19 protein-coding genes are annotated in these 20,668 nt (G+C 69.6%); 10 read left to right on the forward strand and 9 right to left on the reverse strand.

From position 1 onward, the window contains the following. Nucleotide 1: 1 nt before the first annotated feature. The 3 genes from hutH to AC1DK9_RS11545 form a co-directional block, all read right to left on the reverse strand. Complete coding sequence (hutH, locus tag AC1DK9_RS11535; RefSeq protein ID WP_476916011.1) at nucleotides 2–1,594, reverse strand: histidine ammonia-lyase; 1,593 nt, start codon at nucleotides 1,592–1,594, stop codon at nucleotides 2–4. A 119-nt stretch (nucleotides 1,595–1,713) separates the two neighbouring features. Beyond that, nucleotides 1,714–3,411 carry a urocanate hydratase gene (locus tag AC1DK9_RS11540; RefSeq protein WP_476861206.1) on the reverse strand — a complete coding sequence of 566 codons (1,698 nt, stop codon included), beginning with the start codon at nucleotides 3,409–3,411 and terminating at the stop codon, nucleotides 1,714–1,716. A 166-nt stretch (nucleotides 3,412–3,577) separates the two neighbouring features. Then, nucleotides 3,578–4,492 carry an IclR family transcriptional regulator gene (locus tag AC1DK9_RS11545; RefSeq protein WP_476916012.1) on the reverse strand — a complete coding sequence of 305 codons (915 nt, stop codon included), beginning with the start codon at nucleotides 4,490–4,492 and terminating at the stop codon, nucleotides 3,578–3,580. Between the two features lie 202 nt (nucleotides 4,493–4,694). Between AC1DK9_RS11545 and AC1DK9_RS11550 the strand changes: the two genes are divergently transcribed. Genes AC1DK9_RS11550 through AC1DK9_RS11560 form a run of 3 tightly spaced genes read left to right on the forward strand, consistent with a single transcriptional unit; the run spans nucleotide 4,695 to nucleotide 5,922 of the window. Further along, on the forward strand, nucleotides 4,695–5,033 hold the full coding sequence (locus AC1DK9_RS11550; protein ID WP_476916013.1) for a hypothetical protein: 339 nt from the start codon (nucleotides 4,695–4,697) through the stop codon (nucleotides 5,031–5,033). Nucleotides 5,034–5,038: 5 nt separating this feature from the next. Beyond that, complete coding sequence (locus tag AC1DK9_RS11555; RefSeq protein WP_476916014.1) at nucleotides 5,039–5,611, forward strand: hypothetical protein; 573 nt, start codon at nucleotides 5,039–5,041, stop codon at nucleotides 5,609–5,611. 29 nt (nucleotides 5,612–5,640) lie between these two features. Beyond that, nucleotides 5,641–5,922 (forward strand): hypothetical protein, encoded by a 282-nt coding sequence (locus tag AC1DK9_RS11560; protein ID WP_476916015.1) that lies wholly within the window; start codon nucleotides 5,641–5,643, stop codon nucleotides 5,920–5,922. Nucleotides 5,923–5,981: 59 nt separating this feature from the next. Here AC1DK9_RS11560 and AC1DK9_RS11565 read toward each other — a convergent pair whose 3' ends face one another. From AC1DK9_RS11565 to AC1DK9_RS11575, 3 genes are all read right to left on the reverse strand, one after another. Beyond that, nucleotides 5,982–6,614, reverse strand: a complete 633-nt coding sequence (locus AC1DK9_RS11565) for a flavin reductase family protein (RefSeq protein ID WP_476861211.1) — start codon at nucleotides 6,612–6,614, stop codon at nucleotides 5,982–5,984. A 125-nt stretch (nucleotides 6,615–6,739) separates the two neighbouring features. Next, nucleotides 6,740–7,489 (reverse strand): 3-hydroxybutyrate dehydrogenase, encoded by a 750-nt coding sequence (locus AC1DK9_RS11570; RefSeq protein WP_175322546.1) that lies wholly within the window; start codon nucleotides 7,487–7,489, stop codon nucleotides 6,740–6,742. A gap of 63 nt (nucleotides 7,490–7,552) precedes the next feature. Further along, nucleotides 7,553–8,929 carry an MFS transporter gene (locus tag AC1DK9_RS11575; RefSeq protein WP_476916016.1) on the reverse strand — a complete coding sequence of 459 codons (1,377 nt, stop codon included), beginning with the start codon at nucleotides 8,927–8,929 and terminating at the stop codon, nucleotides 7,553–7,555. 133 nt (nucleotides 8,930–9,062) lie between these two features. On the opposite strand from AC1DK9_RS11575, the gene AC1DK9_RS11580 reads away from it, so the two are divergent. Further along, nucleotides 9,063–9,980 (forward strand): LysR family transcriptional regulator, encoded by a 918-nt coding sequence (locus AC1DK9_RS11580; RefSeq protein ID WP_476861213.1) that lies wholly within the window; start codon nucleotides 9,063–9,065, stop codon nucleotides 9,978–9,980. Between the two features lie 28 nt (nucleotides 9,981–10,008). Here the strand turns inward: AC1DK9_RS11580 and AC1DK9_RS11585 are convergent, their stop codons facing one another. After that, on the reverse strand, nucleotides 10,009–10,947 hold the full coding sequence (locus AC1DK9_RS11585) for a spermidine synthase (RefSeq protein ID WP_476916017.1): 939 nt from the start codon (nucleotides 10,945–10,947) through the stop codon (nucleotides 10,009–10,011). A gap of 182 nt (nucleotides 10,948–11,129) precedes the next feature. On the opposite strand from AC1DK9_RS11585, the gene AC1DK9_RS11590 reads away from it, so the two are divergent. From AC1DK9_RS11590 to AC1DK9_RS11615, 6 genes are all read left to right on the forward strand, one after another. Next, on the forward strand, nucleotides 11,130–12,038 hold the full coding sequence (locus AC1DK9_RS11590; protein ID WP_476916018.1) for an ATP synthase subunit B family protein: 909 nt from the start codon (nucleotides 11,130–11,132) through the stop codon (nucleotides 12,036–12,038). Then, complete coding sequence (locus tag AC1DK9_RS11595) at nucleotides 12,035–12,466, forward strand: phage holin family protein (protein WP_476916019.1); 432 nt, start codon at nucleotides 12,035–12,037, stop codon at nucleotides 12,464–12,466. The genes AC1DK9_RS11590 and AC1DK9_RS11595 overlap by 4 nt, the downstream gene beginning before the upstream one ends. Nucleotides 12,467–12,481: 15 nt before the next feature. Next, nucleotides 12,482–13,078, forward strand: coding sequence for a DUF3618 domain-containing protein (locus tag AC1DK9_RS11600; RefSeq protein ID WP_476861217.1), 597 nt, complete (start codon nucleotides 12,482–12,484; stop codon nucleotides 13,076–13,078). Nucleotides 13,079–13,159: 81 nt separating this feature from the next. After that, nucleotides 13,160–14,284, forward strand: a complete 1,125-nt coding sequence (locus tag AC1DK9_RS11605; protein WP_476916020.1) for a YihY/virulence factor BrkB family protein — start codon at nucleotides 13,160–13,162, stop codon at nucleotides 14,282–14,284. Between the two features lie 77 nt (nucleotides 14,285–14,361). Then, complete coding sequence (locus tag AC1DK9_RS11610) at nucleotides 14,362–15,213, forward strand: universal stress protein (RefSeq protein ID WP_476916021.1); 852 nt, start codon at nucleotides 14,362–14,364, stop codon at nucleotides 15,211–15,213. A 63-nt stretch (nucleotides 15,214–15,276) separates the two neighbouring features. Further along, complete coding sequence (locus AC1DK9_RS11615) at nucleotides 15,277–16,281, forward strand: zinc-dependent alcohol dehydrogenase family protein (RefSeq protein WP_476916022.1); 1,005 nt, start codon at nucleotides 15,277–15,279, stop codon at nucleotides 16,279–16,281. A gap of 67 nt (nucleotides 16,282–16,348) precedes the next feature. Here AC1DK9_RS11615 and AC1DK9_RS11620 read toward each other — a convergent pair whose 3' ends face one another. Further along, nucleotides 16,349–19,516 (reverse strand): HAD family hydrolase, encoded by a 3,168-nt coding sequence (locus AC1DK9_RS11620; RefSeq protein WP_476916023.1) that lies wholly within the window; start codon nucleotides 19,514–19,516, stop codon nucleotides 16,349–16,351. Between the two features lie 61 nt (nucleotides 19,517–19,577). Further along, entirely contained in the window at nucleotides 19,578–20,561 is a 984-nt protein-coding gene (locus AC1DK9_RS11625) for a polysaccharide deacetylase family protein (RefSeq protein ID WP_476916024.1), read from the reverse strand. Nucleotides 20,562–20,668: the final 107 nt, after the last annotated feature.

Consider the following 20,668-nt stretch of genomic DNA (forward strand, 5'->3'; position numbering starts at 1 on the left):
GTCAGGCCAGATTTCCGGCGGCGGATTCGGCGGCCGCACGCACCTTGCCGGACGCCACGAGCACGTCCGCCGCTTCCAGCTCCGGCGAGAGGAACCGGTCGGTGCCCGGCCCCTGGACGACGTCGCGCAGTGCGGCGATCACTGCAGTGCCCGCGGGCCCCGGCGTCAGTTCGCCGCCGGAGAGCTGCGTGCGGATATCCAGCGCCCGGGCCGAGGTCACGAGCTCGATCGCCAGGACCCTGCGCAGGTTCTCCACCGCGCGGCGCAGCTTCCGGGCCGCGTGCCAGCCCATCGAAACGTGGTCCTCCTGCATCGCCGAGCTCGGGATCGAGTCCACCGACGCCGGGACGGCCAGCCGCTTGTTGTCCGAGACGAGCCCGGCCTGGGTGTACTGGGCGATCATGAGGCCCGAGTCGACCCCGGGGTCCGAGGCGAGGAATGCCGGCAGCCCGTGCGAGCGGGCCGGGTCCAGCATCCGGTCGGTCCGGCGCTCGGCGATGGAGGCAAGGTCCGCGACGGCGATGGCCAGGAAGTCCAGCACGTAGGCCACCGGGGCGCCGTGGAAGTTGCCGTTGGAGCTGACCCGGCCGTCCGGCAGCACCACCGGATTGTCGATTGCTGCGGCGAGTTCGCGGGAAGCGACCAGCGCGGCGTGGTCCACGGTGTCGCGGACAGCGCCGGCCACCTGGGGCGCGCAGCGCAGCGAGTAGGCGTCCTGGACCTTGGTGTCGTTGATCCGGTGCGAGGCCACGATCGGGGAGTTGGACAGCACGCGCAGCATGTTGTCCGCTGAGGCGGCCTGGCCCGGGTGCGGCCGGAGCGCGGCGTGCAGTTCGGGCAGGAACACCTGGTCCGTGCCGAGCAGGGCCTCGACGCTGAGCGCGGCGGTGATGTCCGCCGTCGTGAGCAGCTGGCGGATGTCCGCGATGGCCATCAGCAGCATGCCCAGCATGCCTTCGGTGCCGTTGACGAGGGCGAGGCCCTCCTTCTCCGCCAGCGTGACGGGTTCAATCCCGTGCGCCGCGAGGAGTTCCGAGACCGGCCGGGTGCCCTTCGCGCCGTACAGTTCGCCGTCGGGGCCGGTGGCTTCGCCTTCGCCCATCAGCACCAGGGCCACGTGGGAGAGCGGGGCGAGATCGCCCGAGCAGCCGAGCGAACCGAACTCGCGGACCACCGGGGTGATGCCGGCGTTCAGCACGTCCACCATGGTCTGCAGCACCACGGGCCGCACGCCGGTGCGGCCGGAGGCGAGGGTCTTGGCGCGCAGGAACATGATGCCGCGGACCACTTCGCGTTCCACAGCCGGGCCCATGCCGGCGGCGTGGCTGCGGATCAGCGACTTCTGCAGCTGGGTGCGCAGTTCGGTCGGGATGTGCCGGTTGGCCAGGGCGCCGAAGCCGGTGGAGATGCCGTAGGCGGGGGTCTCGCTGTGCGCGAGGCCGTCGATGTGGGCGCGGACCTTCGCGACGGCGTCGAGCGCGTCCTGGGCGATGGTCACCTGGGCGTCGTGGCGGGCGACGGCGACGACGTCCTCCGGGGTGACGCCGCTGGAGCCAAGGGTGACGGTCAGCGGTTCGTGGGTGGTGAGAGTCATTGCGGTGTTCCTAAATCTGGGGTCTGAGCCGGGCTCCCCCGTCGATTGCTCCGTAGCGGCCCTTTTCAGGGCTCAAAAAGGCGTTTACGGAGCAATCGACGGGGATTTCGGGGTCTTGGCTAGCGGGTTTCCGTCATGGGGATGCGGACGCCGCGTTCCTTGGCGACCTCGACGGCGCGTTCGTAGCCGGCGTCGGCGTGGCGGATGACGCCCATGCCGGGGTCGTTGGTGAGCAGGCGTTCGAGCTTCTGCGCCGCAAGGTCCGTGCCGTCCGCGACCGAGACCTGGCCGGCGTGGATGGAGCGGCCGATGCCGACGCCGCCGCCGTGGTGCAGGGAGACCCAGGTGGCGCCGGAGGCGGTGTTGAGCAGGGCGTTGAGCAGCGGCCAGTCGGCGATCGCGTCGGAGCCGTCGGCCATCGCCTCGGTCTCGCGGTACGGGGAGGCGACGGAGCCGGAATCGAGGTGGTCGCGGCCGATCACGATGGGCGCCTTGACCTTGCCCTCCTTGACGAGCTGGTTGAACAGCAGGCCGGCCTTGGCGCGTTCGCCGTAGCCCAGCCAGCAGATCCGCGCCGGCAGGCCCTCGAATTCGACGCGCTCGGCGGCGGCGTCGATCCAGCGGTGCAGGTGCTTGTTCTCCGGGAAGAGCTCCTTGATGGCCGCATCCGTGACCGCGATGTCCTCCGGGTCACCGGACAGGGCCACCCAGCGGAACGGGCCCAGGCCCTCGCAGAACAGCGGCCGGATGTACGCCGGGACGAAGCCGGGGAACTCGAAGGCGCGCTCGTAACCGCCCTTGCGGGCCTCGTCGCGGATGGAGTTGCCGTAGTCGAAGACCTCGGCGCCCGCGTCCTGGAACTCGACCATGGCCTGGACGTGCTTGGCCATCGAGGCCTGGGCCTTCTTGGTGAAGCCTTCCGGGTCGGCCTCGGCTTCGCGGTGCCATTCCTGCACCGTGATGCCCTCCGGCAGGTAGCTCAGGGGGTCGTGGGCGGAGGTCTGGTCCGTGACGATGTCCACGGTGAGCTCGCCGGCGTTGTGGCGGCGGAGGATCTCCGGGAAGACCTCGGCGGCGTTGCCGACGTAGCCCACGGACCAGCCGCGGCGCTCCTCCTTGGCCTTCAGGACCTTGGCGATGGCGGCGTCGAGGTCGGTCTCGACCTCGTCGAGGTAGCGCTTGCCGGCGCGGCGGCGCAGCCGGGTCTCGTCGACGTCGACGATCAGGCAGGCGCCGTCGTTGAGGGTCACGGCGAGCGGCTGAGCGCCGCCCATGCCGCCGCAGCCGCCGGTGAGGGTCAGGGTGCCGGCGAGGGTGCCGTTCTCGTCCCCGGTGAGCTTGCGGGCGATCGCGGCGAAGGTCTCGAAGGTGCCCTGCAGGATGCCCTGGGTGCCGATGTAGATCCAGGACCCGGCGGTCATCTGGCCGTACATCATCAGGCCCTCGGCCTCGAGCCGGCGGAATTCGGGCCAGTTGGCCCAGTCACCGACGAGGTTGGAGTTGGCCAGCAGCACGCGCGGCGCCCACTCGTTGGTGCGGAAGACGCCCACCGGCTTGCCGGACTGGACCAGCAGGGTTTCGTCCTTTTCCATGGTTTCCAGGGTGCGGGTGATGGCGTCAAACGCGGCCCAGGACCGGACGGCGCGGCCGGTGCCGCCGTAGACCACCAGGTCGTCCGGGCGTTCGGCGACCTCGGGATCCAGATTGTTCATCAGCATGCGCAGCGGGGCTTCGGTCTGCCAGCTCTTGGCGGTGAGCTCGGTGCCGCGGGCTGCTTTGACCGGGCGGGCACCGGTGGTGAAATCGGCGGGTGCCATGGTGGCTCCTTCGTTGTCTTGGATGGTTCGCGGGAAGAGGTTCTGTATCAACTAAAGCCTGTCCGGAGCCCCGGATACAGAGGGTTTTGGAGGGCACTGTCCGGGATGCCAGACCCAACTGACTGGCAATTGTTGTCTTTTTGGAGCCTCCAAACGACAACTAGTGCTAGCTAGTTGGGCTGGGGCGTCCGTGGATCCGGACCGAGAGATCGTCGGCGACCTTTTTGACCCGCGCGGCCAGCACCGGCCACTGGTCCGCGGGCAGTTTGTCCTCCAGGAACGTCACGGCGACGGCGGCCGTCGGCCAGCCCGCGTGGTCCGTGACGGCGGCCGCGATCGAGCCGAAACCCGGCGTCACCTCGCCGTGTTCGGTGGCGTAGCCGCGCTGCCGGACCTGGTCCAGATGCGCAGAGAGCGTGGAGTACTTGCTGATCGGCGATTCCGTCTCATGCCGGGCGCTGAAGGCCGCGGCGTTCGGGTACAGGGCCCGGACCTGGGACTTCGGCAGCGCCGCCAGGATCGCGCGTCCACTCGCCGTGAGGTGGCTGGGCAGCCGGACGCCGACGTCGGTCACGAGCGAGGGGCGGTTCTTGGCCCGCTCCTCGACGATGTAGAGCACGTCCCGGCCGTGCAGCACGGCCAGGTGGGCGCTCTCGCCGATCACGTCCACGAGCGTGGCGAGCATCGGCCGGCCGAGCCGGGACAGCGGTTCCTGGCGGGAATAGGCGGAGCTGAGCTCGAAGGCGCTGATGCCGAGGCCGTAGCGCTGCTCCTCATGCAGGTGCAGCACAAAGCCGTTCGCTTCCATGACGCCGAGCAGGTGGTAGACGCTGGAGCGCGGCAGGCCAAGCGAGGTGGCAATGTTCGACGCCGCCATCGGCCCGCGCTTGGACGCCAGCAGTTTCAGGATGCGCAGCGTGTTCTCGGCCGCCGGCACCTTGGAGGCCGGCCTGGCGGAGGCGGGTTTGGCCGCGGATGCCGGCTTGGCCGCGGCGGAGGGTTTGCCGGCGGCGGCCGGAGCCGCCTGCGGGACGGCAGGGCTGGCTCCCGCGGGCGGGGTGATGGTGCTGGCGGCTGGCATGTGTTCCTCTTCGTGTCGGGGGTGTCCGGTATCCCGTACTTAAGCATGCGCCCGGCGTCCGGCTTCCGGGTCCGCCGCTCAATGCTCCATGTCTGGAATACCAGACATTGTCTCGGCGTGCCGCGCGGGACTTCCGCCCCTAGCCCGGCCGTAGCGGCGGTGCTTCGCTGAATGAAGCCGCCGGAACACCAGGAGGGCCGCCGTGCGCTGGATCGCAGGACTGTTCTTGATCGCCCACGGCCTGGTGCACCTCGCGATCTGGCTGCCGCGGCCGGACGCCAAGGCACCGTTCGACGTCGGCCGGTCCCCCTTCGCCGGGGAGGTGCGCCGGCTGGCTGTTGGGCTGGCCCTCGCCGCCGCCGCGGTGCTGGGGCTGGCCGGCCTGGGACTCTTGGTGGCGGCGCCGTGGTGGGTGCCGGTAGCCGTCGCCGGTGCAGGGATCTCGGCCGCCCTGCTGGTGCTCACCTTCAACCCGTGGTGGCTGATCGGGCTGGGCATCAACGCAGCCATCATCATCCTCGCCGTGCAGCAGACCGGGTGAGGGGCATGGATACCCGGCGTCCGCACCTTCAGGGGGCGGGCCTGAAAGCGGTCAAGGCGGTCCATACCCTGGCGTGGTTCACGATCGAGGCGGCCATGGTCTACGTCCTCTACTCCGGCCTCCGGGGTCGTTCGGACCGGAGGGCGGCCGCCGCCGGGGCCGTGGTCTTCGCCGAAACCGCGGTCTTCGCGGGCAACGGCTTCCATTGCCCCCTGACGGCGGTGGCTCAACGGCTGGGAGACAGCACCGGCTCCGTCACGGACATCTACTTGCCGAAGTGGTTTGCCCACAACCTCCCGGCAATCCACGTCCCTCTGATTGTGCTGGCGGTGGCAGTCCACTGGCGAAACCTGCGCGGCCACTTCCGGCGCAGCCAGGCGGGTGCAGCCGGGCAGGCGCCGGCCGAGTATCCCGTCAGCCATCCAAGTGGTTCCCGGCGAGGATGGGGTAAGTGTTACTCGTGTTGCTGGTGGGATGAGTTCATAGAGTGGGCGGACGGGGGCGCCGGAACGAAGACGGTAAGGCTGGGGAGGCCGTCTACCGCGTTCCGGTCCCCCGCGAATAATCGTCGTTCGTAGGCAAGGATTCGCAGGCAAGGAGCAGCCCGATGCGCATTTCCCCAGCACAACCCATCGGCGCAGCACAGCCCGCGCACCAACAGCCGGCGCACCGAATTGCCCGGGTTTTGCGGCAGGCCGCACATCGCATCTACGAGGGACGCGTCCCGTTCCGGATCGGCCAGCTTGTGGTGGGCGACGACCCGTTCAACGGGCGGCGGGAGGGGACGGTCGAAGTCATCCGGGCCCCGTTCGTCGGGCTGCGCATCCCGGGAACGCCCGCCGGGACGTTGATGTTCTTCGACCACCGGAACGTACGGCACCCCGAATAGATCCGGGTTCGGACGGCCGGCAACAGGCGCCGGAACGCCGGCCCGAGCCCCGGCGCGGCTCATGCCTCCCGTTCGTCCCTCGGCCGGAAGTCGCCCGGCCAGTCGGACCTCCGGATCCGGCCGAGCTCCTGAACCGGCCCCAGATGCCCCCACTCGTCCCGGCCGAGCCGGGCCAGCGGCCCCAGCAGGTCAACCCGCGGGTGGCTGCCCTCCAGGACCTCGGCAGAGATTGCGGCGTGGGTGACTTCGCCGAACACCAGGACGCAGTCGCCGATCTCCAGCACGGAATGCAGCCGGCACTCCAGGGCCGCCGGCGACTCCGCCACCCGCGGCACGCTGACCGTCAGTCCGGCCTCCCGGGTGACGTGGGCGGCGTCGAACTCGCTGACGTCCGGCGGGAAATTGGTGCCGGTGGCGTTGACCTCGGAGAGGAAATCGGCTGGCGCAAGATTGACCACAAATTCGCCCCGCTCCGAGATGTTCCGCAACGTGTCCTTCCGGCCCACGGAGGTGAACTGGATGATCGGCGGGGTCACCGACGCGACTGTGAAGAAGGAATGCGGGGCGAGGTTGTCCACCCCGTCGGCGGAAGTGCTGGACACCCAGGCAATGGGACGGGGGACGACGACGGCGGTCAGCAGCCGATAAAACTCTGCGGAGGGCAATTCGGCGGGGCTGAAATCCTTGCGCATGCCCCCAGCCTAGTGGCACGCTCGGGCGGCCTCCCGGCGGCGCTAACGACTGACCCGCCCCGGACAGTCGAGTCCGGGGCGGGTCAGTCGTCTGACGCTTAGTCGTCAGCAAGCGGGCCAGCGGCCTAGCGGGCGGACCAGCCGCCATCCATGGTGTAGCTGGCGCCGGTGACCATGCCGGCGTCGTTCGAGGCGAGCCACGCCACCAGCGAGGCCACCTCCTCGGGCTCGACGAGGCGCTTCACAGCCGCCTCGGTGAGCATGATCTTCGCCAGCACCTCGGACTCCGGGATGCCGTGCACCTTGGCCTGGTCCGCAATCTGCGATTCGACCAGCGGGGTGCGCACATAGCCGGGGTTGATGCAGTTGGACGTGACACCGTGGGCACCGCCCTCCAGCGCCGTCACCTTGCTCAGCCCTTCCAGGCCGTGCTTGGCGGAGACGTAGGCGCTCTTGAACGGCGAGGCGCGGAGCCCGTGAACCGAGGACAGGTTGATGATCCGGCCGAAGCCGTTGGCGTACATGTGCGGCAGCGCGGCCCGGATCAGCAGGAACGGGGCCTCCAGCATGAGCGTGACGATGCGCCGGAAATCGGCCGGATCAAAGTCCTCGATCGGGCTGATGCGCTGGATCCCGGCGTTGTTGACCAGGATGTCGCAATCCAGGCTGAGCGTCTGCAGCGCCTCGACGTCGAGCAGGTTCACCGCCCACGCGGTGCCCCCGACCTCGTCGGCCAGGGCGGTGGCGGCGGCTTCGTCGACGTCGGCAACCACCACCTTCGCACCCCGCGCGGCGAGGGCGCGGACGCTGGCTGCGCCGATCCCGCCCGCACCGCCGGTGACCAGTGCCTTGCGGCCGTTGAGCGTATTTTCCATTTCCCAGCCCTCCAGTTCAGAAATTCACGGTGATCAGATTCAAGCAGGTCAGAGTCGGGCTGTTCAGCGCCCGGCCACAACCAGGCCCTCACGCTCGGCGTCGGCCCGGTCCACTTCCTCGAGGGCGATGCCCTTGGTTTCCTTGAGGCTGAGCACTGCCACCGTGGTGATGGCGCAGGCCACCACGAGGTAGATGGCGGTGGGCAGCCAGGAACCGGTGTCCTTGAGCCAGGCGGTGGCGAGCAGGGGCGCGAGGGAGCCGGCGAAAATCGAGGTGACCTGCGAGCCCAGCGAGACACCGGCGTAACGCATCCGGGTCGGGAACAGCTCCGACATCAGGGCCGGCTGGCCGGCGTACATGAACGCGTGCAGGCACAGGCCGATCGTCACGGCGAGCACGATGACCACCGGGTTGCGGGTGTCGAACATCGGGAAGGCGAAGAACGGCCAGGTGGCGCCGGTGATGGCGCCGACCAGGTAGACCGGCTTGCGGCCCCAGCTGTCCACGAGCCGACCCACCTGCGGGATGACCAGGAAGTGGATGAGGTGCGCGATCAGCAGGGCCAGCAGCAGGGAGGACGTGTCGTACTTCTGGACGCTCTTGAGGTAGACAATCGCGAAGCTCACCACGAGGTAGTACATGATGTTTTCGGCGAAGCGGAGGCCCATTGCCTGCAGGATGCCCTTGGGGTACTTGCGGATGACTTCGCGGACGCCGTAGCTGGCGGCCTGCTCCTGCTCCAGCTGTGCCTTGGCTTCGAGGAAGATCGGGGACTCGGAGACGTTGGTGCGGATGTAGTAGCCGACGAACACGATCACGGCGGAGAGCCAGAACGCCACCCGCCAGCCCCAGCCGAGGAAATCCGCGGCGCTGAGCACGTTGGACATGATGAACAGGACCAGGGTGGCCAGCAGGTTGCCGACCGGAACGGCGGCCTGGGGCCAGCTGGACCAGAAGCCGCGGGACTCGTTCGGGCTGTGTTCGGCAACGAGCAGCACGGCGCCGCCCCATTCACCGCCCAGCGCGAAGCCCTGGATGAAGCGCAGCGCAACCAGCAGGGCCGGCGCGAGGTAGCCGAGATCGGCGAAGCCCGGGAGGCAGCCCATCAGGAAGGTGGACACGCCGATGATGACGATGGTCAGCTGCAGCGTGGGCTTGCGGCCCAGCTTGTCGCCGATCTGGCCGAAGACGATGCCGCCGAGCGGGCGGGCGACGAAGCCCACGGCGTAGGTCAGGAACGCCTGGATGATGCCATCCAGCTCGTTGCCGGTGGCGGGGAAGAAGTACTTGCCGAACACCAAGGTGGCGGCGGTGGCGTAGAGGAAAAATTCGTACCACTCCACGACGGTGCCGACCATTGAAGCGGCGACGATTTTCTTGAGGCCTRCACCCTTGGTGGCTGCGGCGGCGGGTGTTGCGGAGCGTTGGTCTACGCTCATTTAGATCTCCTTAGTGTCCACGATGACACGCGCTGTGATGCACGGCACTGAAAATGGGCCTCATCGAGTATTGCCGCACATTTTGCGGGGTTCAATGGCCAAAGCGGCACGATGTATGTGCAGAATTGCAGATATGAATGCAAACCCCGATGACCTTCTAGTGCTGCTGGCGGTCTCGCGCTCGGCCAAATTCACGACGGCGGCCCAGGTCCTGGGCTTGAACCACACCACGGTTTCCCGCCGGATCGCAGCCCTGGAGAAAGCCCTAGGCGGCCGCGTGCTGTCCCGGGCCTCGGGCGGCTGGGAACTGACGGAACTTGGCGCCGCGGCGGTCGCCGTCGCCGAGCAGGTGGAGGGTGCGGTGCGCTCGCTCGAAAAGCCCGGAACGACGCCGGACCCAGTCACCGGCGTCGTACGGATGACGGCCACCGACGGCTTCAGCGCCTACATCGCGGCCCCTGCGGTAGCCCGGCTGCGCCGCGACCACCCCGGGCTCAGCGTGGAGATCATCACGGTGACCCGGCGGGCTCTGCAGCAGCGCTCGGGGCTGGACATCGAGGTGGTGGTGGGCGAGCCGCAGGTCCACCGGGCCGAGGCGGCACGGCTCGGCGACTACATGCTGGGCATGTACGCCTCCCGGAGCTACCTGGCCGAGTACGGGACCCCGCAGTCGGTGGATGAACTGAAGGAGCATCCGCTGGTCTACTTCGTGGACTCCATGCTCCAGGTTGATGACCTCGACGCGCCCCGCCGGCTGGTTCCGACCATGCGGGACGGGCTGAGCTCCACCAACGTCTTTGTGCACGTGGAGGCCACCCGCGCGGGGGCCGGAATCGGCTTCCTGCCCTGCTTCGCCGCGGACCTGCATCCGGACCTGGTCAGGCTGCTGCCGGGTGAGTTTGCCGAACTGCTCCCCTACTGGATGGTCCTGCGGCCGGACTCGATGCGCCGGCCCGCCGTCGCCGCCGTCGTACAGGCCCTGCGTGAGCAGACCGACGCGCACCGCGAGGCACTCATGGGCCGAGCCGGCTACGCATCGGTTGCTCCGTAGACGCCGTTTTGGGCCCGCAAAAGGGCGTCTACGGAGCAGTCGGCGGCGCCGGGGCGTCCGGAACGGACGGCGCTGGCGCGGGCGGGTCGTGGCGGACCGCGGCGCCGGCCGCGAAGGCCCGCACCTTGGCGTCGTGCCAGATGTGGGCCGGCACCGCGCCGCCCAGCAGGCGCCGCGCAAGGCCGGGGTCGTCCTCGAACGGAACGTCGCTGCCGGCGATGATCATGTTGCCGTAGCGGCGGCCTTTGAGCATGGCCGGGTCGGCGATGATCACGGTGTGCGCGAAGGCCGCCGCAATGGTGGCTGCGTCCTCGCGCGCGTTGGCCAGGGCGGGGGCGTCGCCGGAGTTCACCAGGTAGATCCCGCCGGGCGCCAGGACCCGCTTGGCGTGGGCGGTGAACTCTGTGGTGGTCAGCGGCCGCGGGGTGACGGATCCGGCGAAGACGTCCCGGATGATGAGGTCCCGCGTCTGCGGCGTGAGGCTCTCGGTGACCTCGCGGGCCTCCCCCACCCGCAGGCGCAGCAGCGGCGCCTTGGGCAGGTCGAACCAGCCGCGGACGTAATCGGCGAGTTTGCCGTCCAGCTCCACCACCACCTGGCGGGCGTCCGGATAGGCAGCGTGGAAGTAGCGCGCCAGTGAGCAGGCGCCGCCGCCAAGGTGCAGGGCGCGCAGCTTGGTTCCGGCCCCGGGCGGCCAGCGGGACTCCACCAGCGCGGCGATCCAGCGCATGTACTCGAAGTCGAGGAAGAGCGGGTCTGCGAGGTCGATGTGGGAGCTCATGACGCCGTTGATCCGCAGCAGCCAGCCGGTCGAATTGTCCTGGTCAGGGATCAGCTCGCAGTCGCCGGTGTCGATGTAATACACGCCTGCGGCAGGGCCGTCGGGGCGGCTGCCCTTCGGCACTTCCACCACTCCGGGCGCTGCATTCGCCGCGTTTCGGCCTGCCGCCCTGCCCCGCTTTGCCATCAGCCGTCCGCCGTTCCGCTCATGCTTCAACCCTAACGGGGCGCCGGCAATCGGAATTCAGAATCCTCTTGTAATCGAATTGGAAGCGTGCTTAGTATCGGATAGTAATCATGCTTACTATTCGCGTTCGGCGCGGCTGGTTTTACTTACCGGCCGCAGATCTACAAGGAAAGAGAGCGACGATGACAGAGAACCAGTGGCCCCAGGACGGCAGCTACGGCGCCCCGACAGCGACGCAGCGCACCGCGTACGACGCAGAGCCTGAACTGCGCCAGAGCTCGACGTTCCCGCCCGCGTCCACGGAGGCTCCCTCGAAGACGGATACCGCCAAGGGCGAAGCCGGCGAAGTCAAGCAGCAGGCCGCGGATTCGGCCCAGCACGTAACCGAGACCGCGAAGGCCGAAGCGGCCAACGTTGCCGGCGAGGTCAAGAGCAACGCCAGGGATCTCCTGCACCAGGCACGCACCGACCTCACCGCGCAGGCCGGCACACAGCAGCAGAAGGCTGCCGAAGGCCTGCGTTCGATCTCCAGCGAGCTGCACACCATGGCGGCCGCCTCGGATCAGCCGGGCGTCGCGACGGATCTGATCCGGCAGGCCGCCGAGCGCTCCTCCTCCGTGGCGACCTGGCTCGATAACCGCGACCCCGGATCCCTGCTCAACGAGGTCAAGTCCTTCGCCCGCCAGCGCCCCGGCACCTTCCTGCTGGCCGCTGCCGGCGCCGGCATCCTGGCCGGACGCCTTAGCCGCAGCCTCAGCGCCGGGGCTCCGGAAACAAGCTCCGCCCCCACCGCCGGGACGCCCGCGCAGTACACGCCCCCGGTGACCCGGGTGCCTGATGCCGGCGTCGCGGTCCCCCCGCCGCCGGTGACCTACCCGGAGACCACGACGGCGGGTGTTGCGGACACGTACCCGCCCAGCCCCCTGGAGGGTTCCGGCGTCCAGGCCGACCCGTGGTCCAACGATCCGCTCGCAGCCGGCTCATTTACGGACGAGCCGGCAGCCAACGACCCGCTCGCAGCCGACCCGTACCGCATTGACCCGGCCATCGACCCCGACCGTAAGGATCCGTTCGACGGAGGCCGTCGATGAGCAACGAGATGCCCATGGGCGCCCCGATGCCTCCCACCGAGGCCCATGTGAAAGCCGAGACCAACTCCCTGGGCGACCTGCTCGGTGACGTCACGCGGGACATGTCCACCCTGATGCGTCAGGAAGTGGAGCTCGCCAAGGCCGAACTGAAGCAGACCGCCGGACGGGCCGGCAAGGGCAGCGGAATGTTCGCTGGCGCCGGCGTCGCAGGCCACTTTGTCCTGCTGTTCCTCTCCCTCGCCCTTTGGTGGGGCCTGGGAACCCTGATGGGGCTGGGTTGGTCCGGCGTCGTGGTCGCGATCATCTGGGGCATCATCGGCGCCGTCCTGGCCTCGATGGGCCGCAAGGAACTCAAGGCGATCAAGGGCATGCCGCAGACCGCGGAAACCCTTCAGGAAATCCCCCCGACCCTCAAGCCCAGCCACTAGAGCGAGGAAAACACAATGAGTGAAAACCCGGATGCCATCCGCGCCGACATTGAAGCAACCCGCGCCAGGCTCGGCACGAACGTCGACGCCGTGGCCGACAAGGTGACCCCGTCGCACATCGTCCAGCGCCAGACTGACAAAGTGAAAGACGCCGTCTTCGGAGTGAAGGAGAAAGTTATGGGAGCAGCCGACCACACCGCCGGCAACGTCCATTCCGCCGGCGGCAGCGCCGCCTCGCACCTGAACGACGCCGGCTCCGCCGTCGCCGACGCACCGCACCTGGCCAAGACCAAAACGCAGGGCAACCCGCTCGCCGCGGGCCTGATCGCCTTCGGCGCGGGCCTGCTGGTGTCCTCGCTGATCCCGGCGAGCACCAAGGAACGGGAAGCAGCGGACGCCCTGAAGTCAGCTGCCGAGCCGCTCACCACCGAGCTCACCGACGCCGCCAAGCACGTGGCCGAGGGGCTCAAGGAGCCGGCCCAGGAAGCCATGGAGAACGTCAAGGCCACGGCCACCGACGCCGCCCAGAACGTCAAGGGCGAAGGCCAGAGCGCCGTCGCCGATGTGAAGGACCGTGCGGCCGACGCCAAGGACAACGTCCAGCAGGCCTAGCCCCACCCGCAAGACGGCCGGTTGCCCTCGCTGACGCGCTGGGCGGCCGGCCGCTGCGCTTAACCACGAAAGAAGATTCCGATGGCCAAGAACCTCACCCGGGCGGAAACTGGCTCCATGGACGACGCCGAAACCCCCGAGAGCAGCACTGCCAAGGCCCGCACCGCGCCCGCCCCTGACGACGCACGCAAGCCGGACCGCCCCACCGATGTCACCAAACCTTCCTGGAAATACATCGCCAAGAAGACCGTGCGGGAATTCACCAAGGACCAGTGCCCCGACCTCGCCGCGTCGCTGACCTACTACGCCGTGCTCTCAATCTTCCCCGCACTGCTGGCGCTGGTGTCCCTGCTGGGTATCTTCGGGGACGCCCAAAAGACCACCTCCGCCCTGCTCGACGTCGTCAAGGGGTTCGCCCCGGGCGACACCGTCAAGACCATCGGCCCGGTGGTTAGTGAACTGGCGAGCTCTTCGGCTGCCGGCCTCACGCTGGTCATCGGCCTCCTCACCGCCCTCTGGTCGGCATCCGGCTACGTGGGCGCCTTCGGCCGGGCCATGAACCGGGTGTACGAGATCGACGAAGGCAGGCCCTTCCTCAAGCTCCGCGGCACCATGCTCGGCGTTACGGTCGTTAACCTGCTGATCGTCGTCGTGCTGGCCGCGATGCTCGTGCTGAGTGGCCCGGTAGCGGAGTCGGTCGGAAACATCATCGGTCTCGGCGGGGCGTTCCTGGCGGTCTGGAACATCGCCAAGTGGCCGGTCATGCTGGCGCTCGTCATTGTGGCAATTGCGGTCCTCTACTACGCCACCCCCAACGTCAAGCAGCCCAAGTTCCGCTGGATGAGCATGGGATCGGCCATCGCCCTGGTGGTCTTCCTGCTGGCTTCCCTCGCCTTCGGCTTCTATGTGGCCAACTACAGCAGCTACAACAAGACCTACGGTGCGATCGGCGGCGTCATCATCGCGCTGCTCTGGCTGTGGATCCTGAACATGTCGCTGCTGTTCGGCGCCGAGTTCGACGCCGAGACCGAGCGCGGACGCCAGCTCCAGGCCGGCATCGAGGCCGAGGAAACCATCCAGCTGCCGCCGCGCGACACGAAGAAAAGCGACAAGCTGCAGGCCAAGGAGGAAGAGGACATCCGCCGCGGACGGGAGCTGCGGGAAGAACACGCCGCAGCCGAGCAGGCAGGGGACCAAAGCCCCTAGCCGTCCAGCCCCCGACCGGTTCTACTGGGGGGACGCACCGCTGGGGGGGTGCTACGTCCGCCTAACCGGGAGGATCCATGCCGGCACCCGCAGCAGGTTCCGGGAGCGCCGCAGTCGCAGTGGGCTACGACGGCTCCGAATCCTCTCAACTCGCCGTCCGCTGGGCCGCCGACCACGCCGCCATCCGGGGCCTCCCCCTGCGGGTGGTCCACGCCTGGGTCTGGCCGATGTTCACCAAGGACCTGGGCCCGGTCAGGGGTGTGGCAGGCAGCGGGCTGCGGCATTCCGCCGAGACCATCCTCGCCGAGGGCGTGGGGCTGGTGCACGGCGTCGACCCCGGACTCGCCGTCGACGGCGTCATGGAGGCAGGCCTGCCCGCACAGGTCCTGCGCCAGGCCGCCGCGGGCGCCTCCCTGCTCGTGGTGGGGAGCCGCGGCGTCGGCGGCGTGCTCGGGCATCTGGCCGGGTCGGTCTGCCTGGACCTGGCCGGCGCCGCCCCCTGCCCGTTCATGGTGGTCCGCCGCCCGCACCTGCCCGGCCGGCCCGTCGTCGTCGGCGTCGACGCCGCAACCCCCAACTCGTCGCTGCTCGCGGACGCCGCCCGCCTCGCCGCCGCGGTGGAGGCGGAGCTGCAACTGGTCCATGTGGATCCGGACCCCGGCGGGAGCCCGGCGGAGCATGGACGGCACGCACCGCTCCACGGCGCGGAACTGTTGGAATACCTCCTCGGCGAGGCAGCCAGGCTCGCGCCCGGACTGGCAGTCTCCGGCACCTTGAAGGAGGGCCGGGCAGCGGCCAAGGAACTGGTGGAAGCCGCCGAAGACGCGGATGTGTTGGTGCTCGGCACCCACAACCGCGGCGGAGGCATCGGCAATACCGTCTCCGCGGTGCTGCATAAGGCGGCCTGCAACGTCATGATCACGCGCTGATTCCGGCCCGGGGATCGCTGCCGCCACGGCCCGGTCCGGAAGAGCAGCCAGAAAGGGGGCTCCGTGCGAGCCTGGTGGGTAGCGCAGCCGGGACCAATCGCGTCAGGCCCGCTGGAGTCCGGCGAGCGCCCGGACCCAGTCCCCGGCCGCGGCGAAATCCTGCTCCGCGTGCGGGTGTGCGGGGTATGCCGCACGGACCTGCACCTGGCCGAAGGAGAGCTGGCACCCCGGCGGTCCGGCGTCGTTCCCGGGCACGAAGTGATCGGCGAGGTGATCAGCGCGGGCCAGGGCGCGGACCGCTTCCGCCCCGGCGAGCGGGCCGGGGTGGCGTGGCTCGGCGGCACCTGCCGCTCCTGCCGGTTCTGCCTGCGCGGGCAGGAAAACCTGTGCCTGTCGCCCACCTTCACTGGCTGGGACCGCGACGGCGGCTATGCCGAACTCATTACCGTCGCCGAGGACTTCGCCTACCGGGTTCCCGAGGTCTTCTCGGATGAGCAGGCGGCACCGCTGCTGTGCGCCGGCATCATCGGCTACCGGGCACTCCTTCGAGCGGAACTGCCCATCGGCGGCCGGCTGGGCATCTACGGCTTCGGCGCCTCGGCCCACCTCGCCGCGCAACTTGCGCTCTACCAGGGCGCCCGGGTCTACGTCATGACGCGGTCGCCGGAAGCACGGCGCCTCGCCCTGGACCTCGGGGCCACCTTTGCCGGCGGGGCAGACGAGGAGCCCCCGGACCCGCTCGACGCCGCCATCCTTTTCGCCCCCGCCGGGGAGCTGGTTCCGCCGGCACTGCGGGCCCTGGACCGGGGCGGGACCCTCGCCGTCGCCGGCATCCACCTCAGCAACATCCCGCCCCTGAACTACGCCGCCGAGCTTTTCCAGGAACGCCAGCTGCGCAGCGTCACCGCCAACACCAGGGCCGACGGGGAGGAATTCTTCCGCCTCGCCGCGGAGATCCCCCTCCGCCCGACCACCGTGGCCTACCCCTTCGACGCCGCTGACCAGGCGCTGCGGGACCTGGCCGGGGACCGGGTGACCGGCGCCGCCGTCATCCGCGTGGCCCCCTAGGCAGTCCCCGCCCAACTGGCTCGCAGTTGTTGTCGTTTTGAGGGCGCAAAACGACAACAAGTGCCAGCTAGTTGGGTGCGGAATCGGCGCGGCGGAACTCGTGCTGCTCCCCGGCCCGCAGCAGCACCTTCCGGGTGCCCACCCGAACCAGCACGGGGGCCGCGTCCCCGGGGGCCGCGGAGACCAGCAACCGGTCCGTCTCCAGGTGCACCGCCAGCAGCTGGTCGCGGTAGCGGACCTGGAAGGCGACCCGCCGGAGTTCGGCCGGGAGCCTGGGCGTGAAGTCGAGGGCGTCCCGGGTGATCCTGAGTCCGGCGAAGCTGCGCTGGACGACGTCGATCGAACCGGCCATGGCGCCGAGGTGGATGCCCGAGCTCGTGGTGCCGCCCTGGGTGTCGTCCAGGTCCGCGTCCAGGGCTTCGCGGAACGTGGCCCAGGCCTGCTCCGGGTCCCGCTGCGCGAGCACCGAAGCGTGCGCCACCCGGCTGAGCGTGGAGCCGTGTGCTGTCCGGGCCAGGTAGAAGTCCACGGTCGCGGCCATCTGGGCTGCGCTGACGGTGTAGCCCATCCGGCCCAGGAACCCCAGGAGCTGGTCCTCGCCCAGGACGTAGAGCAGCATCAGGACGTCGGCCTGTTTGGCCAGCCGGTAGTGGTTGGTGCTGTCGCCTTCGGCTTCCAGGATGAGGTCCAGCCGCTCGATGTTGCGGTAGCTGCGGCGGTAGTGGTTCCAGTCCAGTTCCCGGAGCGCGCCGTAGCCGGCGAACTGGCTGATGATCCCGTCCCCGTGGAAGGGCACGAACATGCGCCGGCTCAGCCGCGCCCAGCCGGCGATCTCCGCGGCCGTGATGCCGAGCCGGGCCCGGAGATCCTCCATGTCGAACCCCTGGACGGACTGCATGATCCATTCCGCCTGGTCGAACACCCAGGCGGCCATGATGTTGGTGTAGGCGTTGTCGTCCAGGCCGCCGCCCGGGTTGGCCTGGGTTCCGGTGTGGTACTCGTCCGGGCCCATGACGCCCCTGAGGTGGAACCGGTCGTCGGTGGGGTCGTAGTCCGCCATCGAGGCGAACAGGCGCGCGACGTCGACAATGAGTTCCGCGCCGTGCTGGGTCAGCCAGCCGCGGTCCTGGGTGGCCTCGAAGTACTGCCAGGCGTTGTACGCCACGGCCAGGCCGACGTGGCGCTGGAGGTGGGAGTAGTCCGGCATCCAGTGGCCGGAGAGCTTGTTGTAAAGCAGTTTGGGCGTCTGCTCCGTGCCGTCGCTGCCGCTCTGCCAGGGGAACAGCGCGCCCCGCAGACCTGCAGCCCGCGCGGCGTCGCGGTCGGTGCCGAGCCTTCGCCAGCGGTAGTCGATCAGCTCCCGGGCCAGCGAGGGCAGCCGTGAGTTCAGCACCGGCAGCACGAACAGCTCGTCCCAGAAGACGTGCCCCCGGTAGCCCTCCCCGTGCAGTCCGCGGGCCGGCACGCCCGCGTCCAGCTCCGCGGTGTGCGTGGTCAGTGTCTGCAGCAGGTGGAAGACGTGCAGGTTCAGGATCAGCTGCGCCTGCGACGGCGCGTCGGATTCGATGATGAACGGTGCCAGCAGCAAGGCCCAGGCCTTCTCGTGCCCCGCCAGCAGCGTCTCGAAGCTGCCCGCACGCGCTAGCACCGCTTCCGCCCCCGTCAGCGGGGAGGAGACGGCGTGGTCACGCGAGCTGGCGACCCCCACGGTCTTGGTCACGGTGATCGCCGTCCCGTCCGCCGCCGGCAGGTCGAAGCGGTGCGTGTACAGGCCGCCGAGCTGCTCGAAGACGGAGTTGGCCGGGCCGGAGACGTCGGTGCGCAGCGCCAGGGCGATGCCGATCCGGCTCTGGCTGGTCTGCACCTGGACCTTGAGCACGACGGCGTCTTGGCTACCGGCGGACTCCGTCACCCGCACCGCCGTCAGGTGCCGGCTGGATAACTGTGCGTCCTCCGGGACGTTGGAATTGGTCACGTCGGTGTCGCAGCCGCTGCGGACGCTGATGCTGCCGCTCCAACCGTCGGCGGTGAGCACCGTTTCCAGCGCGGCGAGGTGCGGCTCCGCCATCGAAACGAGCCGGCGCTGCACCAGCTTCAGCCGCCGCCCGGCGTCGTCCTCCAGCAAGGCCTCCCGGGTGAGCAGGGCGCGTTTGAGGTCCAGCGTGCGGCGTTCCTGCCGGAGCGCCAGGCCGCCGTCGGACCACCAGGCGCCGTCCTCGATCCGCAAGTCCAGGTGCAGCCAGTCCGGGATATTGACCATGTGCTCGTCCACCGTCGCTTGCCCCTCGACAACGCTGGCCAGCCTGTTGTAGACCCCCGCCAGGTAGCTTCCGGGATAGTGGATTTCGCCGCCGCGGTGTTCCGGAGCCGCACCCCGGGTGGCCATGTATCCATTGCCCAGCGTGGTGAGGGCTTCGCGGTGGCCTTCATGGGCCGGGTCGAAACCCTCGTAGACGAGCAGCCAGGGGTGGGTGATGACTAGGCCGATGTCCAGTTCGCTGACGTCTTCGACCACAATGTCCGCGCCGGCAGCCTCCAATTCGGCCCGCCGGCCGGTCCGGTCGATCCCGACGACCAGCCCGAAGCCGCCACGGCTGCCCGCTTCCACCCCGGCGACCGTCCCTTCGATGACCATGGCCCGGCCGGGCGGGATGTCCAGCCGCCGGACCGCTTCCAAGGCCAGGGCCGGTGAAGGCTTACCGGGAATGGCCTGCCGCAGTGCCGCCTGCCCGTCCGCGACATGGTCGAAAAAGTCTTCCAGTCCGACGGTGGCGAGCAGCGCGGCCGCGTTTGGGGCGGACGTAGCCAGCAGCACCGGAATCCGGCCGGCCCGGAGCCGTTCCAGCAGGGCCAGGGTGCCGGGGAAGGCCCGCGGCGGCTGATCACGCAGCAGTTGCCTGAACCGTTCGTCCTGGCGTTTCCCGAGGCCGAACGCCGTCCAGTCGTCCGGACCGTCGGCGGGCGAACCGGGCGGAAGCGGCACGCCTCGCGAGGCCAGGAACGCCGAGGCACCGTCGTCGGCTGTCCGGCCTTCGATGTACCGCCGGTAGTCGGCGTCGGTGAGCGGGGCCCGGCGGGCGCGCGGCGGCAGCCGGTGGTCCCGGAAGACATCATCGAGGAGCTGCTTCCAGGCGGCGGCGCGGAGCTCGGCGGTATCGAGCACCACCCCGTCCAGTTCGAAGACCACCGCGTCGACGGGCGCCAGCGCAGCTGCAACCGTGGGCGACTCCGTCATGCGTCATTCGTACCAGTCATCCCTGTCCCGGAACAGTGGCGCCGGGCCCGGTTTGCGGCGATCAGCGAAGGAGCGCGTCGAGGGTCGTGAAGCCGTAGCCAGCCTGGCGGATCCGGTTGATGAGTTGCGGCAGCGCGTCGGCGTCCAGGGTGCTGCCGTCGTCGGGGTTGGAGCCGATATGCATCAGGACGATCTCCCCCGGTTGCAGCCCGGCGAGCGTGCGGTTGATGACGAGCTGTGCCGTGACGCCGCCGCTGGTGCCTTTCCAGCCGAGCGTGTCCACGGTCCAGCGGACCGCCAGGTAGCCCCGCGCGTTCACGGCCGCGATGGTCCGTGCGTCGCGTTCGCCGAACGGGAAGCGGAACAGCGGCCGGGAATCCGCTCCCCCGGCAGCGATGGCGGCCTGCGCTCCGGAGAGTTGCTGGGCGATCTGGGCATCGCTGAGGGTGGTGAATCCCGGATGCGTCATCGAGTGGTTGCCCACCCGGTGGCCCGCCGCCACGATCGAGGCGACGCCCGCGGGGTTGGCGCTGGCCCAGTTGCCGGTGAGGAAGAAGGTTGCCCACACTCCGGTGTTGCCGAGGGTGCGCAGGATGCTGGGCAGGCCCGCCGAGTTGGCCCCGGCGTCGAAGGTCAGGGCAACCACGGGTCCGGCGCCGGGGATGAGCTCGACGTCGGCGCCCCTCAGGGAGGCGGGGAATGGGGCAGGTGGCGGCACGGGTCGCGGGGCTGGCGGCGGCACCGGGGCCACGGGCGCCGTCGTGGCCGGCGGCGGGACGGGAGCCGCGCTCGACGGCGGGAGCGGCGTGGATGGCCTGGCGGGCGTGGTGCTGCGCGTAGCGCTGGGCGAGGGACGCGGCGTGGTGCGTGGTGCCGTTGTTGCCGTAGCTGAGGTGGAGGCGCTGGCAGCGGGAGTCGTAGGCGGAGCGGCGGCCGGCGGTTCCCGGGACAGGAGCAGCGCGGTCACGACGGCGGCGGCCAGCAGTAGCACCGCCGCCAGCAGCACCGCCAGCCGGCGCCGGTCACCGGCGAAGATCGACCACATGCTTCACCGTGGCACCACCGGTCCCAGCGGGGTAGGGCTGAAAGACCCCGCGGGCTGCCCTCCCTGGTGCGAACGGACTTGGCGCCGTAGTTCCGCGAGGCGGGACT

It is taken from the genome of Arthrobacter sp. 01T414 (genome assembly GCF_056398965.1).

What these genes read in the sequence shown, in the direction of transcription:
- AC1DK9_RS11540 (WP_476861206.1), bottom strand. Translation starts at nt 3,411, where the DNA reads ATGGCACCCGCCGATTTCACCACCGGTGCCCGCCCGGTCAAAGCAGCC.
- hutH (WP_476916011.1), bottom strand. Translation starts at nt 1,594, where the DNA reads ATGACTCTCACCACCCACGAACCGCTGACCGTCACCCTTGGCTCCAGC.
- AC1DK9_RS11610 (WP_476916021.1), top strand. Translation starts at nt 14,362, where the DNA reads ATGCCGGCACCCGCAGCAGGTTCCGGGAGCGCCGCAGTCGCAGTGGGC.
- AC1DK9_RS11595 (WP_476916019.1), top strand. Translation starts at nt 12,035, where the DNA reads ATGAGCAACGAGATGCCCATGGGCGCCCCGATGCCTCCCACCGAGGCC.
- AC1DK9_RS11590 (WP_476916018.1), top strand. Translation starts at nt 11,130, where the DNA reads ATGACAGAGAACCAGTGGCCCCAGGACGGCAGCTACGGCGCCCCGACA.
- AC1DK9_RS11625 (WP_476916024.1), bottom strand. Translation starts at nt 20,561, where the DNA reads ATGTGGTCGATCTTCGCCGGTGACCGGCGCCGGCTGGCGGTGCTGCTG.
- AC1DK9_RS11580 (WP_476861213.1), top strand. Translation starts at nt 9,063, where the DNA reads ATGAATGCAAACCCCGATGACCTTCTAGTGCTGCTGGCGGTCTCGCGC.
- AC1DK9_RS11605 (WP_476916020.1), top strand. Translation starts at nt 13,160, where the DNA reads ATGGCCAAGAACCTCACCCGGGCGGAAACTGGCTCCATGGACGACGCC.
- AC1DK9_RS11555 (WP_476916014.1), top strand. Translation starts at nt 5,039, where the DNA reads ATGGATACCCGGCGTCCGCACCTTCAGGGGGCGGGCCTGAAAGCGGTC.
- AC1DK9_RS11570 (WP_175322546.1), bottom strand. Translation starts at nt 7,489, where the DNA reads ATGGAAAATACGCTCAACGGCCGCAAGGCACTGGTCACCGGCGGTGCG.
- AC1DK9_RS11560 (WP_476916015.1), top strand. Translation starts at nt 5,641, where the DNA reads ATGCGCATTTCCCCAGCACAACCCATCGGCGCAGCACAGCCCGCGCAC.
- AC1DK9_RS11545 (WP_476916012.1), bottom strand. Translation starts at nt 4,492, where the DNA reads ATGCCAGCCGCCAGCACCATCACCCCGCCCGCGGGAGCCAGCCCTGCC.
- AC1DK9_RS11565 (WP_476861211.1), bottom strand. Translation starts at nt 6,614, where the DNA reads ATGCGCAAGGATTTCAGCCCCGCCGAATTGCCCTCCGCAGAGTTTTAT.
- AC1DK9_RS11585 (WP_476916017.1), bottom strand. Translation starts at nt 10,947, where the DNA reads ATGGCAAAGCGGGGCAGGGCGGCAGGCCGAAACGCGGCGAATGCAGCG.
- AC1DK9_RS11620 (WP_476916023.1), bottom strand. Translation starts at nt 19,516, where the DNA reads ATGACGGAGTCGCCCACGGTTGCAGCTGCGCTGGCGCCCGTCGACGCG.
- AC1DK9_RS11600 (WP_476861217.1), top strand. Translation starts at nt 12,482, where the DNA reads ATGAGTGAAAACCCGGATGCCATCCGCGCCGACATTGAAGCAACCCGC.